The sequence below is a fragment of the Streptomyces sp. NPDC054834 genome, assembly GCF_053611185.1.
On record NZ_JBSGZV010000053.1, the window covers coordinates 36,116 to 48,973 of the forward strand.

General features: G+C 71.5%; 12 protein-coding genes. 6 read left to right on the plus strand and 6 right to left on the minus strand.

What is annotated here, in order from left to right; all coding sequences use genetic code 11:
* Entirely contained in the window at positions 1-1,455 is a 1,455-nt protein-coding gene (gene hemG, locus ACWGJM_RS41745; RefSeq protein ID WP_453416979.1) for a protoporphyrinogen oxidase, read from the minus strand.
* 162 nt (positions 1,456-1,617) lie between these two features.
* On the opposite strand from hemG, the gene ACWGJM_RS41750 reads away from it, so the two are divergent.
* Positions 1,618-2,607 carry a DUF4349 domain-containing protein gene (locus ACWGJM_RS41750; RefSeq protein WP_453416980.1) on the plus strand — a complete coding sequence of 330 codons (990 nt, stop codon included), beginning with the start codon at positions 1,618-1,620 and terminating at the stop codon, positions 2,605-2,607.
* Between the two features lie 36 nt (positions 2,608-2,643).
* Positions 2,644-4,044 carry an FAD-dependent oxidoreductase gene (locus ACWGJM_RS41755; protein WP_453416981.1) on the plus strand — a complete coding sequence of 467 codons (1,401 nt, stop codon included), beginning with the start codon at positions 2,644-2,646 and terminating at the stop codon, positions 4,042-4,044.
* 20 nt (positions 4,045-4,064) lie between these two features.
* Here ACWGJM_RS41755 and ACWGJM_RS41760 read toward each other — a convergent pair whose 3' ends face one another.
* Positions 4,065-4,349, minus strand: coding sequence for a hypothetical protein (locus ACWGJM_RS41760; protein WP_453416982.1), 285 nt, complete (start codon positions 4,347-4,349; stop codon positions 4,065-4,067).
* Between the two features lie 92 nt (positions 4,350-4,441).
* Here ACWGJM_RS41760 and ACWGJM_RS41765 point away from each other — a divergent pair, with 92 nt between their 5' ends.
* Positions 4,442-5,275 (plus strand): rhomboid family intramembrane serine protease, encoded by an 834-nt coding sequence (locus ACWGJM_RS41765; protein ID WP_453416983.1) that lies wholly within the window; start codon positions 4,442-4,444, stop codon positions 5,273-5,275.
* 1 nt (position 5,276) lies between these two features.
* Here the strand turns inward: ACWGJM_RS41765 and hemE are convergent, their stop codons facing one another.
* Positions 5,277-6,365, minus strand: coding sequence for a uroporphyrinogen decarboxylase (gene hemE / locus ACWGJM_RS41770; protein ID WP_453416984.1), 1,089 nt, complete (start codon positions 6,363-6,365; stop codon positions 5,277-5,279).
* Positions 6,366-6,472: 107 nt separating this feature from the next.
* Between hemE and ACWGJM_RS41775 the strand changes: the two genes are divergently transcribed.
* The 3 genes from ACWGJM_RS41775 to ACWGJM_RS41785 all read left to right on the plus strand — a co-directional run bounded on the left by ACWGJM_RS41775 (position 6,473) and on the right by ACWGJM_RS41785 (position 9,600).
* On the plus strand, positions 6,473-7,150 hold the full coding sequence (locus ACWGJM_RS41775; protein ID WP_453416985.1) for a DUF3000 domain-containing protein: 678 nt from the start codon (positions 6,473-6,475) through the stop codon (positions 7,148-7,150).
* 323 nt (positions 7,151-7,473) lie between these two features.
* Positions 7,474-8,133 (plus strand): LuxR C-terminal-related transcriptional regulator, encoded by a 660-nt coding sequence (locus ACWGJM_RS41780; RefSeq protein ID WP_453416986.1) that lies wholly within the window; start codon positions 7,474-7,476, stop codon positions 8,131-8,133.
* A 177-nt stretch (positions 8,134-8,310) separates the two neighbouring features.
* The gene (locus ACWGJM_RS41785) at positions 8,311-9,600 is read left to right on the plus strand and encodes a ribonuclease D (RefSeq protein WP_453416987.1); all 1,290 of its coding nucleotides are present in this window, start codon (positions 8,311-8,313) and stop codon (positions 9,598-9,600) included.
* A gap of 96 nt (positions 9,601-9,696) precedes the next feature.
* Here ACWGJM_RS41785 and ACWGJM_RS41790 read toward each other — a convergent pair whose 3' ends face one another.
* The 3 genes from ACWGJM_RS41790 to ACWGJM_RS41800 are packed head-to-tail and all read right to left on the minus strand — an operon-like array spanning position 9,697 to position 12,808.
* Complete coding sequence (locus ACWGJM_RS41790) at positions 9,697-10,527, minus strand: carbohydrate ABC transporter permease (RefSeq protein ID WP_453416988.1); 831 nt, start codon at positions 10,525-10,527, stop codon at positions 9,697-9,699.
* Positions 10,524-11,477 carry a carbohydrate ABC transporter permease gene (locus ACWGJM_RS41795; RefSeq protein ID WP_453416989.1) on the minus strand — a complete coding sequence of 318 codons (954 nt, stop codon included), beginning with the start codon at positions 11,475-11,477 and terminating at the stop codon, positions 10,524-10,526. The genes ACWGJM_RS41790 and ACWGJM_RS41795 overlap by 4 nt, the downstream gene beginning before the upstream one ends.
* Positions 11,477-12,808, minus strand: coding sequence for an extracellular solute-binding protein (locus ACWGJM_RS41800; protein WP_453416990.1), 1,332 nt, complete (start codon positions 12,806-12,808; stop codon positions 11,477-11,479). The genes ACWGJM_RS41795 and ACWGJM_RS41800 overlap by 1 nt, the downstream gene beginning before the upstream one ends.
* Positions 12,809-12,858: the final 50 nt, after the last annotated feature.

Genomic DNA, 12,858 nt, shown 5'->3' on the forward strand with positions numbered 1-12,858 from the left:
CTATTCTCCCGCTCCGCCGTGCAGGCTCTGCACCGGGTCGGCGGTGAGCTCCTGCACACCGCGCAGGTCACCACCCAGCTGGTCCACCGCCGCGTTCGCGCTCGCGATGCACGCGGGGATGCCGACACCGTCGTACTGCGCGCCGCACACGGCCAGGCCCGGCAGCTTGGCGACGTGCTCGCGGATGCGGGCCACGCGCGCGTGGTGGCCGACGGGGTACTGGGGCAGGCCGTCGGTCCAGCGGGTGACGCGGGTCTCGAGGGGAGTGGCGTCCAGGCCGGTGGCCTCGCGCAGGTCGTGCCGGGAGACCTCCACCAGGTCGGTGTCCTCGCGCCGGAGGATCTCCGTCTCGGCGTACCGCCCGACGGAGGTGCGCAGCACGATCACGTCGGGGTCCTCGTCGGCGATCCAGCCCCACTTCTGCGAGGCGAAGGTGGAGGCCTTGATGGTGCGCCCGTCGACGGGCGGGACGAGGAAGCCGCTGCCGTCCGGGAGGGCGACCTCGGCGCGGCGGTAGGCGAGGGTGACCAGGGCCATGGAGGCGTACTCGACGGTCCGCAGCTCGGCGGCGGCCTCCGGGGACTCGGCGGCCAGCAGCCCGGCGGCGGCCGGGGCGGGGACGGCGACGACCACGGCGTCGGCGCGCAGCACGCGGTCACCGGCGGCCACCCGCCAGCCGCCGCCGGGTTCCCGGCGCAGTTCGCCCACCGGGGCGCCCGTGACGATGTCGCCGCCCCGTCGGCGCACCGAGTCCGCGACCGCGAGCGGCAGTTGGCCCACGCCGCCCTCGATGCCCATGAACACCGGGCCCGTCTGCTGATTGGCGGCAGCCTTCGCCTGGATCTCGCGGACCGCCTCCGTCAGTGAGGTGTGGGTGCGGGCGGCCTGGAAGAGCTGGGGGACGGCCGAGCGCAGCGAGATGCGGTACGCGTCGCCCGCGTAGACCCCGCCCAGAAGCGGCTCGACCAGGCGGTCGACGACCTCGCGGCCCAGCCGCGCCGCCACGTACTCCCCCACCGCCACGTCCTCGCCGACCTCCGTGCGGGGCAGGTCGGCGTCGCGCTCGATGCGGGCGAGGCCCTCGTCGGACAGGACGCCGGTCAGGGCGGCGGCGGTGCCGGGGACGCCCATGACGTGGCCCTTGGGCATGGGGCGCAGGGCGCCCCGGGTCCAGATCGAGGCCGTGGCGGTGGCCGGCGGCTGAAGGCGGTCGGCCAGTCCGACCTCGCGGGCGAGGCCCACCGCCTCGGGGCGGCGCGCGAGCATCGACTCGGCGCCCAGGTCGACGCGCACGCCCGCGATCTCGCCGGGCAGCAGCTTGCCGCCGACCCGGTCGGAGGCCTCCAGCACGGTCACCCGGGCCCCGCGCTGGAGCAGCCGGTGCGCGGCGGCCAGCCCGGCGATGCCCGCTCCGATGACGACGACGTGACCCGTGCCCGTACGTGATCCGCTCATGGCTCCACCCTCTCAGACACCACTGACAGCGGCGCCAGGGCCTTGTGGCCCCGGCGCGATGTGACCGTGACCTCATCGGAACCGTCCACCCCCCAACGCGCCGCGCCGTCCGGGCGTCGAAGGAACGTCAGTCGTCGCGAACCTCTCGGGGGGTACCGCCACATGCGCACACCACGATCCCTACGGCCCGTTCAGGCCCTGGCCGCCGTCCTGCTCGCCGCGTCCCTCGCCCTCGCCGGATGCAGCGGCGCGGACGACGCCGGCGGCGGCTCCGCCGACAGCAAGGCCAACTCCGCCGGCCTCGCGCAGGACCGGGCGTCCGGCGGCAAGGCGCGCGGCGCCGACGCCGCCACCAAGGCCCCCAGGCTCACCGCGAGCAGCATCATCCGCACCGCCTCCCTCACCGTGCAGGTCAAGGACGTGCCCAAGGCACTGGACGAGGCCCGCGCCACCGCCGAGAACGCGGGCGGCTACGTCGGCGACGAGACCACCAGCCGGGACTCCGCGGGCCACGAGCGCACCCGGGTCGTACTGCGCGTGCCCACGGACAAGTACGACGCGGTCCTCACCGGCCTGGAGGGCTCGGGCAGGCTGATCCACCGCACGGCCAAGGCGCGGGACGTCACCGACCAGGTGGTGGACGTCGACAGCCGCATCAAGTCGCAGCGGGCCAGCGTGGCCCGGATCCGGGAGCTGATGGACCGGGCCGGCAAGCTCGGTGACGTGGTCACCCTGGAAGGGGAGTTGAGCAGCCGCGAGTCGGACCTGGAGGCGCTGCTCGCCCGGCAGGCGTCCCTGAAGGACCGTACGAGCCTGGCCACCATCACCCTGTCGCTGTCGCGGACGCCGGTGCGGAAGGCGGCCGGGGACGACTCCCCCGGTTTCGGGGACGCCCTGGCGGGCGGCTGGCACGCGTTCGTCACGATGCTCCGCTGGATCGCCCTGGCCCTCGGCGCGGTGCTGCCGTTCGCGGCCCTGGCCGCGCTGCTGACGCTGCTGTGGCTGCGGGTCGTACGCCCCCGGCTGCCGCGCGCCGCCTCACCGGCGACGGCCGACCCGGGGCCGCTGCCGACGGCCCGTCCGGCGCCCCAGCCCGCGGCTTCCCGGCCCGCGGCACCGCAGGCCGCCGCCGAACCGGACGAGCAGGGCTGAGCGGGCCCGAAATCCGGCGTGCCCTAGCGTGTGCACATGAGCATGAGCGGTGAACGGCGCGGGTCGGAACGGCTGGTCGTGATCGGCGGCGACGCCGCGGGGATGTCCGCGGCGTCGCAGGCACGCCGGATGCGGGGCCCGGAGGAACTGGAGATCGTGGCCTTCGAGCGCGGCCACTTCACCTCCTTCTCGGCGTGCGGGATCCCGTACTGGGTGGGCGGTGCCGTGCCCGAACGCGACCAGCTGATCGCGCGCACTCCCGAGGAGCACCGCGCGCGCGGGATCGACCTGCGCATGCGCACCGAGGTCGTGGAGATCGACGTGGCCGGGCAGCGGGTACGCGCGCGTGACGTCGATTCCGGCGCCGAGTCCTGGACGTCGTACGACAAACTCGTCGTCGCCACGGGAGCCCGCCCGGTCCGCCCCGACATGCCGGGTGTGGACGCTCCCGGTGTGCACGGCGTGCAGACCCTGGACGACGGTCAGGCCCTCCTCGACACGCTGGCGGACACGCGTGGCCGCCGTGCGGTGGTGGTGGGTGCCGGTTACATCGGTGTGGAGATGGCCGAGGCGCTGATCGACCGCGGCTTCGAGGTGACGGTCGTCAACCGCGGCACGGAACCCATGTCGACCCTGGACCCGGACATGGGCCGTCTGGTGCACCGGGCCATGGAGGGCCTCGGCATCACCATGGTCAACGACGCCGCGGTGACGAAGCTGCTCACCGGTGAGGACGGCCGGATCCGCGCGGTGGCCACGGAGGAGGCCGAATACCCCGCTGACATCGTGGTCCTGGGCATCGGCGTCCGCCCGGAGACCGCGCTCGCCGCCGCGGCGGGCCTCCCCCTCGGTGCCCGTGGCGGCCTGCTCACCGACCTCGCCATGCGCGTACGCGGCCACGAGAACATCTGGGCCGGCGGTGACTGCGTCGAGGTGCTGAACCTGGTCTCCGGCCGGGAGCAGTACGTCCCGCTCGGCACCCACGCCAACAAGCACGGCCAGGTCATCGGCACCAACGCGGGCGGCGGTTACGCCACCTTCCCGGGCGTGGTCGGCACGGCCGTCAGCAAGGTCTGCGATCTGGAGATCGCCCGCACCGGTCTGCGCGAGAAGGACGCCCGCCGGGTGGGCCTCAGGTTCGAGACGGTCACCATCGAGTCGACCAGCCGCGCGGGCTACTACCCCGGTGCCTCGCCCATGACGGTCAAGATGCTCGCCGAGCACCGCACGGGACGGCTGCTCGGCGTGCAGATCGTCGGCAGGGAGGGCGCGGGCAAGCGGGTCGACATCGCCGCGGTGGCCCTCACCGCGGGCATGACGGTGGAACAGATGACGGCCCTGGACCTGGGCTACGCCCCGCCGTTCTCACCGGTGTGGGACCCGGTACTGGTGGCGGCGAGAAAGGCGTCGGCGAAGGTGCGTGCGAGTGCCGGTTAGAGCCTGTGTGACACAGGCTCTCAGCCCGTGCCGCTGATCCTCGGGAGTGAGGTCACCGAGGTGCTGGACGTCACGGCCGCGGGCTGCTCCCCCGCCGGCTTGGCATGGGCCGCGGACGCCCTCGTGGACCGCAGCCGATGGCTCACCGCCTCGTCCAGCGTCACCGGCCGCTGCATCTGCGAGGCGAGCCGCCCCGCCTCCTGGCCGAGCCGTGCGACGTCCTCCCAGGGGAGCCGCACCACGAGGGCGATCTCCGCCTCGCCGTCGGGCGTGGCGTGCATCGGAGGGGTGATTCGGTCGTTCATCGCCTGATCCTCACGTCGGTTGAGGAGAGATACGCACGCCTGCGCGGCGGCGTTCACCGATTCGTCCGCCGCATCGCGGGCAGTACTTCTGTGTGGTCATCCCCGTGCATGACGTGAACCCGGTGCGCCGTACCCCATGGGTGACATACGCGCTCATCGCCGCGAACGTCCTCGTGTTCCTGTCCACGCCCGGCATAGCCGGATCCGTGGCCGGGGGCAGCGATCTGGCCCAGCTGTGCAACCTCCAGGCCTTCATGGACCACTACGCGGCCGTCCCCAGGGAGCTGATCCACCATCAGCTGCCGAGGATGGTCCCGACGGGGGGCGTGGGTGTGGGCCCGCACGGCCCGGGCTGTGTGGTGGGGCCGCCGGGCTACGACAAGTCGCCGCCGCTGTCGGTGTTCACCGCGATGTTCCTGCACGGCAGCTGGCTGCACCTGCTGGGCAACATGCTGTTCCTGCTGATCTTCGGCAACAACGTCGAGGACCGGATGGGCCACGTCCGGTACTTCCTCTTCTACCTCGTCTGCGGCTACGCGGCCGGGTACGGCTTCGCGCTGCTCAACGCCGACAGTGGCGACCCGCTGATCGGAGCGTCCGGGGCGATCGCCGGAGTCCTGGGCGCCTATCTGGTGCTCTACCCGAGGGCCAGGGTGTGGGTGCTGGTGCCGTTCCTGATCTTCCTGCCGCTGCGGCTGCCCGCCTGGCTGGTGCTGGGCTTCTGGTTCGGTCTCCAGGCGGTGTACTCCTCCGGGCACGGCGTGTCCGGCGCCGGCACGGTGGCCTACTCGGCGCACGTCGTCGGCTTCCTCGCGGGCATGCTGCTCGCCTGGCCGCTCAAGCCCGGCACCCCGCCCCCGCCGGAGCCGCGCGGCCTGCTGTTCGGCAGACGGGCCCGGCCCCGGCAGGCCTGGCAGACCTGGTAGGTCAGCGGGCGGTCCGCGTGTGCACGTACTCCACGAGCCGGGTCAGCGCGTCCGGGTCGGTGGACGGCATGACCCCGTGGCCAAGGTTGAAGACGTGGCCCTCCAGCTCCGCGGCCGTGTCGAGGACCTCGCGGGTCTTGGCCTCGACGGCCTCGGTGCCGGCGAACAGGACGGTCGGGTCGAGGTTGCCCTGGAGCGCCTTGCCGGGGCCGACGCGGCGGGCGGCCTCGTCGAGCGGGACGCGCCAGTCGACGCCGACGACGTCCGCGCCGGCCTCGCCGATGAGCCGCAGCAGCTCGCCGGTGCCGACGCCGAAGTGAATGCGCGGAACGCCGTACCCGGAGACCGCCTCGAACACCTTCGCCGACGCGGGCAGCACCGAGCGCCGGTAGTCGGCGGGGGCGAGGGCGCCGGCCCAGGAGTCGAAGAGCTGGACGGCCGAGGCCCCGGCCTCGATCTGCACCTTGAGGAACGCGGTCGTGATGCCGGCGAGGCGGTCGAGCAGGTCGGCCCAGAGCTCCGGGTCGCCGAACATCATCGCCTTGGCGTTCTCGTACGTCCGCGAGGGGCCGCCCTCGACCAGGTAGCTCGCGAGGGTGAACGGGGCGCCGGCGAAGCCGATCAGCGGGGTCGGGCCGAGCTCGCGGGTGAGCAGGCCGATCGCCTCGGTGACGTAGGAGACGTCCTCGGGGGTGAGGTCACGGAGCTGGGCGAGGTCGGCGCGGGTGCGGATCGGGCGCTCGACGACCGGGCCGACGCCCGGCTTGATGTCGAGGTCGATACCGATGGCCTTGAGGGGTACGACGATGTCGCTGTAGTAGATCGCCGCGTCCACGTTGTGCCGGCGCACCGGCTGAAGCGTGATCTCGGTGACCAGCTCGGGCCGCATGCAGGACTCCAGCATGGGGATGCCCTCGCGCACCTTGCGGTACTCCGGCAGGGAGCGCCCGGCCTGCCGCATGAACCACACCGGGGTGTGCGGCACGGGCTCACGCCTGCACGCCTTGAGGAAGGCGGAGTCGTACGTCGCGGACGGCCGCGTCGGCCGCCGGCCCGTGGAAGTCTCGTGGTCAGTCTCGTTGGCACTCACGGGGAAAGTCTCGCACGGCGGTGCCGGGAGCCCTGCCGGGGTGCGGCGACCGGCGGCGCGGGGTGTCTGCCCCGCACGACGCCCCGCTTCCCCTTACTCTTCCCCGCATGGCTGCGGCTCAGGGACGACTGTCGGACGGCGCTGGCGGGATGGACGACGAGAAGGAGACGGGGGAGGCGGACCGGCATGACGGCAGTGCGGCTCCGCCGGCCTTCCGGGCCGCCGTGGAGGCGCTGCGGGCCGCCCGGCTGCGGCCGCAGATCGAGGTGGAGCCGACGCCTGCCCCGCAGCGGCTCGCCCCCTTCGCGTACGCCGTGGAGGCCGCGGTCGTCGACGGCGACCAGGACCTCGCCGACGGCCGTCTGGTGCTGCTGCACGACCCGGCCGGGCACGACGCCTGGCGGGGCACCTTCCGGCTGGTGACGCTGGTGCGGGCCGAGCTGGAGCCGGAGATGGCGGCCGATCCGCTGCTGCCCGAGGTGTGCTGGTCGTGGCTGACCGGCGCCCTCCAGGCGCGCGGGCTCGCGTACGGCGACCCGAGCGGCACGGTCACGCGGGCGAGTTCGCACTACTTCGGCGGGCTGTCCGAGCGGCCCGCCGCCTCGCAGATCGAGATCCGCGCCTCCTGGACGCCCCGCGAGGGCCTGGGCGGGGTCCCGGACACCGCCGCTCATCTGGCCTCCTGGTGCGATCTGCTGGCCCAGGTCGCGGGCCTGCCGCCGGCCGCCCCCGGTGACGCGTCCGTGGTGACCCTGCCGCAGCGCAGGGGGCCGCAGTCCCGCTGACCCCCGCAGTTCAGTACCTCCGCCCCGTCGGCATCGCCGGCGGGGCGTTCTCGTCCACCCGGCAGTCGCGCGACTCACCCTTCATTGACCATCTCTTTGTCGATACGGCCACTTCCGGAATCCGAATCGCACCCGCTCGAACCGACTCGATCTCCGAATGATCGACCGCGTGTCCGAATTGCACGGATTGTTACTCACTGGATCGTGATCATTCCCTAAAGGCGGACGGGTTTGGTGCCGAAGACGACTGTGACCTTGAAATCACGGTTCGTCCCGGCTTCATCCCCAGGAGCCGGCCCCGTCCCCGCACCCCAGGAGGCCTGGTGTCCGTTCTCCTCGAGCAGCCCGCAAGCCTGGTCGCCTACCGCCCGAACAAGCCGACCGCCATGGTGGTCGTGGCCGATCCGCGCGTCCGCTCCACCGTCACACGCCACCTGTGGGCGCTCGGCGTGCGCGATGTCATCGAGGCCTCGTCCATCGCGGAGGCTCGTCCCCGCATCGGCAACCCCCGCGACATCTGCGTCGCCGACGTCCACCTTCCCGACGGCTCCGGCCTGACCCTGCTGTCCGAGACCCGCGCCGCTGGCTGGCCCAACGGCCTGGCGCTGTCCGCCGCCGACGACATCGGCGCCGTACGCAACGCCCTGGCCGGCGGGGTCAAGGGCTACGTCGTCACCGGCACCCGGACCAACATCGGGCTCCCCAGCCGACCGGGCGCCGCCCCCATCGGTGCCGCCGCCCGTATGCACCGACGCCCCCCGGGCGCCCCGAGCCACCCGGGCGGCTACCGCGAGTTGTCCGGCCGCGAGGTCGAGGTGCTGCGCCTGGTCGCCGAGGGCCAGTCCAACAAGGCGATCGGCGTCTCGATGGGCCTGTCCGCCCTCACCGTCAAGAGCCACCTCGCCCGCATCGCCCGCAAGCTCGGCACCGGCGACCGGGCCGGAATGGTGGCGGTGGCCCTGCGCACCGGGATCATCCACTGACCCTCACCCCCTGACCGCCATCCACTGACCGCCATCCACTGACCTCATAACGGTTCGCCCATGTGAACCAGGCATTTCACCCGCCTGACCGATTCCTGACTGGTTTACGACCCTCCGACGCCCGTCGACGGAACGTTCCGTCGACGGGCGCTGTCCACACACAGATACCCTTGACATGTGACCGACGCCCAAGAGACCGCAGCAGACATGCCACTGCGCACCACCGGAGGAACCCCTCCGGACGACGGCGGATCCTCTGAGACGGCGGCGCCGGTTCCCTTGCTCGAGCCCCGCGAGGGCATTCCCCCGGTGATCGCCGACGAGGCCGCGCTGGCCGAGGCGGTCGCCGCCTTCGCCGCGGGCACCGGCCCCGTCGCCGTCGACGCCGAGCGTGCCTCCGGATACCGCTACGGACAGCGCGCCTATCTGGTGCAGCTGCGCCGCGAGGGGGCCGGGACCGCGCTGATCGACCCCGTAGCCTGCCCCGACCTGTCGGGACTCGGCGAGGCGCTGTCCGGCACCGAGTGGGTGCTCCACGCGGCCACCCAGGACCTGCCCTGCCTGCGTGAGATAGGCATGGTTCCCAGCCGCCTGTTCGACACCGAGCTGGCCGGCCGGCTCGCCGGGTTCCCGCGGGTCGGCCTCGGCGCGATGGTCGAGGGCGTCCTGGGCTTCGTACTGGAGAAGGGCCACTCCGCCGTCGACTGGTCGACCCGGCCGCTGCCCGAGCCGTGGCTGAGGTATGCCGCGCTGGACGTCGAGCTGCTCGTCGACCTGCGCGACGCGCTGGAGAAGGAGCTCGAACGGCAGGGCAAGCTGGAGTGGGCCCGGCAGGAGTTCGACGCCATCGCGTCGGCGCCGCCCGCCGAGCCGCGCAAGGACCCCTGGCGCCGTACGTCGGGTATGCACAAGGTGCGGCGGCGCCGGCAACTCGCCGTCGTGCGCGAGCTGTGGGAGACGCGGGACCGGATCGCCCAGCGGCGGGACGTGTCGCCGGGCAAGGTGCTCAGTGACTCCGCCATCGTGGAGGCGGCGCTCTCCTTGCCGGCCAATGTGCACGTCCTGGCCGGGCTGAACGGCTTTGGGCACCGGATGGGGCGGCGGCAGCTGGAGCAGTGGCAGGCCGCGGTGGATCGCGCCAAGGCGCTCTCCGAGTCGCAGCTGCCGCAGCCGGGGCAGCCGGTCGCGGGGCCGCCGCCGCCTCGGGCCTGGGCGGACAAGGACCCGTCCGCCGCCGCGCGCCTCTCGGCGGCTCGGGCGGGGGTGTCCTCGCTGGCCGAGCGGCTCAACATGCCTCAGGAGAATCTGATCACCCCCGACACGGTACGGCGGCTCTGCTGGGAGCCGCCGAAGGGTGTGGACGACGAGTCCGTGGGTGCCGCGCTGTCCGGGTACGGTGCGCGGGCCTGGCAGGTGGAGCTGGTGACGCCGGTGCTTGTTGCCGCGCTGGCCGCTACGGGGGCCTAGGCGCCGTTGGGGGTTCTGTTGTACGGCGGCTGCGGGTTACTCGTGGCTTGTCGCACAGTTCCCCGCGCCCCTTCGGGGCGCGTCACCTTGGCGGCGTCATCTTGTCGCGCCTCTCATGAAGCCGTTGTAGATGAAGCGCTGCAAGGCGAGGAAGGCGATCAGGGTCGGCAGGATCACCAGCACCGCTCCGGCCGAGATCGTCTCCCAGTGGGCGCCGAAGGGGCCGCGGAAGCGGAACAGGGACGTCGAGATCACGCCAAGATCCTGGGACGGCATGTAGAGGAAGGGGATGTAGAAGTCGTTGTAGACGGTGATCCCCTTCACGATCACCACGGTCGCCGTCGCGGGTTTCAGCAGCGGGAAAATGATCTTGCGGTAGATCGTGAAGGCGTTGGCGCCGTCCAGGCGGGCGGACTCGTCCAGGGAGACCGGGATCGACCTGACGAACTGGAGGAAGATGTAGATCGAGACGATGTCCGTGCCCATGTAGAGCAGGATCGGGGCCCAGCGGGTGTCGAAGAGGCCGAAGCTGTTGACGATCTGGAAGGTGGCCACCTGGGTGGTCACGCCGGGGACCAGCGCGGCCAGCAGGAACAGCGCCACCACCAGCTTCTTGAAGCGGAAGGTGAAGCGGTCGATGGCGTACGCCGTCATCGAGCCGATGAGGACGGTGCCGCCGATGGCGAAGACCAGGATGAAGGCCGTGTTGCCGAAGGCCCGGAGCATTCCGCCGTCCTGGAACGCCGTCACGTAGTTGTGGAAGTTGAACAGGTCGTGGGGGGCGGCGAGGGCGCCGCTGTCGTTCGCCATCTCGTCCGGGGTCTTCAGGGACGTCAGGAGGACGGCGCCCAGGGGGAGCAGGACGACCACCGTCGCGGTGATCAGCGACAGGTACACCAGGGTGCGGGCGACGGTACGGCGTGTCATACGAGGTCCACCTTGTCGTCGGGGACCAGACGCCGTTGCAGCCAGGTCACCGCCAGCACGATCAGCAGCAGGACGACCGCGGCCGCCGAGGCGAGCCCCGTCTTGTTGAACTGGAAGGCCAGCTTCACGGTCTGGATCACGAAGGTCTCGGTGCCGGTCGCGCCGCCGGTCATGATGTACGGGATGTCGAAGGCGGACAGCGAGCCGGAGACCGAGAGGATCACGGTCAGGGTCACCACCGGCTTGATGCCGGGCGCGATGATGTGGCGGAACTGCTGCCGGCGGTTCGCGCCGTCCAGCTCGGCCGCCTCGTACAGCTCCCCCGGGATGGACTGGATCGCACCCAGGAAGAGGACGAAGTTCAGGCCGAGGTAGCGCCAGACGGAGACGCCCGCGAGGGAGAGGTTCGCCGAGACGGGCGTGCCCAGCCAGGCGTGGTGAGAGTGCGCGCCGAACAGGCTCAGCACCGAGTCCAGGGTGCCGCCGTCCTGGAAGAAGTAGAGGAAGACGAAGCCGATCGCCACCCCGTTGATCAGGTACGGGAAGAAGAGCACGCCCTTGAAGAAGTTCCGGAAGCGGACGTCGAAGCTCAGGACGGTCGCGAAGTAGAGGGCGGCGACGATCTGGACGGCGGAGGCGGCCAGGTAGTAGCCGCTGACGAAGAAGACCTCGAAGAGGTCGGGGCGGGTGAAGAGTTCGGTGTAGTTCCCGGTGCCCGTGTAGTGCAGTTCCGGGCTGACGCCGTCCCAGTCGGTGAAGCTGTACGCGACCATGTTGGCCATCGGCGCGTAGGTGAAGGTGATCAGGAGGGCGAGCGGGGCGAGCAGGAACAGCCAGGGGGTCATCGCCCGCGTGAGCCGCACCCGACGCGGCGCGGGTTCCGGGGCGGGGGCCGGTCCGGCCGGGGCGGTGATCTCCCGGTGGGCCGCCTTCTGCGTGGTGTCCGTCATCAGGACCCCGACCCCACGGTCTTCTGGGCGTCGGTCCACTTCTTGGCGAGGCCGTCCAGGAAGTCGTCGAGGCTGCCGCTCTTCGCGCCACGTGCGAGGTCGACCAGGTCCTGGCGGTAGTCGGGCTTGTTGATGCCGACCTCGGACTGGTCGTCGATCAGCTTGACCTTGGCGCCCGCGGAGTCGTCGAGCTCGATCAGCTGCACGCCCGCGTCCTCGTACGGCTTCAGGACGGTGGGCAGGGGCGCGTCCTTCAGCGGGGAGATGGCCAGGTTGTCCTTGTCGTAGCCGGACTTGTCGGTGAACCAGTCGATCCAGGCGCGGGCCGCCTCCTTGTGCGCGGAGTGGACGTTGACGGCCTGGTTGTAGTCCGGGCCGACGACCGCGCAGAACTTGCCGTCCACCTGGGCCGGGAAGGGCATGAAGCCGATGTCGCCGGGGTCCACCCCGGCTTTGCGGGCCGCGTCCTGGAACTGGATGATCGCCCAGGTGCCGAGCCATTCCGTGGCGATCTTCCCCTTGGCCAACTGGGGCTTGGACGCCTCCCAGTTGGTGGTGGTCGGGTCCTTCTCGGCGAGCCCGTCGTGCACGATGTCGTACAGGAGCTGGTCGCCGACGCGCAGGTCGGCTCCCTCGGCCCAGGGGTCGCCGTCGGCGATCTTCGTGGTCGCCCGGGTGTCGCAGTGCACCGAGCCGTTGACGAACGTCCAGGAGGTCAGCGGCCATTGGGCGGCGAAGTTGGTGTAGTACGGGGTCGCGCCGGTCTTCGACTTGATCGCCTTCAGGCCGTCGAGGAGCTCGGCCGGGGTGGTGGGCCACCGGGTGACGCCGGCCTCCTTCCAGACCCGCTTGTTGTAGACGAAGCCGGGGGTCACACCGATCGGGCTCTGGCCGTAGACCTTGCCGTCGACGGTGGTGAAGTCGGTGAACCGGTACTTCTTCGCCCGCTCCTCCTGGGTGCCTAGGGAGGCGAAGAACCTGGGGTAGTCGCTCTTCTTGATCACCCCGGGGATCATCAGGACGTCGCCGTAGTTCTCCGTGTTCATACGGATCTTGACTTCGGACTCGTAGTTGGTGAGGGCCTGGAACTTGACCTTCACCTTCGGATACGTCTTGTTGAACTCGGCGGCGTACTTCTTCATCGTGCCGTCCTGCACGAGGTCGGTCCGCTGGGTGAGGACCGTGATGGTCCCGCTCACCTTCGACGGGTCGTCGGGCGCCTTGGCGTCGGCGCCCTTGGCCGAGCCTCCCGTACCGGTGCAGCCCGCGAGCAGCAGGGCGGCTCCCGCGGCCGTGGCGAGGATGGGGCTTCGGTGCGTACGGCGGTTCATGTGCGTCAACTCCGTTCTCGGGACGGAAGAGCACGTGCGAGTTGGCTGAT

Bases quoted from the DNA above. Each gene is read 5' to 3' on its own strand.
- ACWGJM_RS41800 (WP_453416990.1), bottom strand. From the start codon at position 12,808: ATGAACCGCCGTACGCACCGAAGCCCCATCCTCGCCACGGCCGCGGGA.
- ACWGJM_RS41775 (WP_453416985.1), top strand. From the start codon at position 6,473: ATGGCTGCGGCTCAGGGACGACTGTCGGACGGCGCTGGCGGGATGGAC.
- ACWGJM_RS41760 (WP_453416982.1), bottom strand. From the start codon at position 4,349: ATGAACGACCGAATCACCCCTCCGATGCACGCCACGCCCGACGGCGAG.
- ACWGJM_RS41750 (WP_453416980.1), top strand. From the start codon at position 1,618: ATGCGCACACCACGATCCCTACGGCCCGTTCAGGCCCTGGCCGCCGTC.
- ACWGJM_RS41795 (WP_453416989.1), bottom strand. From the start codon at position 11,477: ATGACGGACACCACGCAGAAGGCGGCCCACCGGGAGATCACCGCCCCG.
- hemG (WP_453416979.1), bottom strand. From the start codon at position 1,455: ATGAGCGGATCACGTACGGGCACGGGTCACGTCGTCGTCATCGGAGCG.
- ACWGJM_RS41755 (WP_453416981.1), top strand. From the start codon at position 2,644: ATGAGCATGAGCGGTGAACGGCGCGGGTCGGAACGGCTGGTCGTGATC.
- ACWGJM_RS41790 (WP_453416988.1), bottom strand. From the start codon at position 10,527: ATGACACGCCGTACCGTCGCCCGCACCCTGGTGTACCTGTCGCTGATC.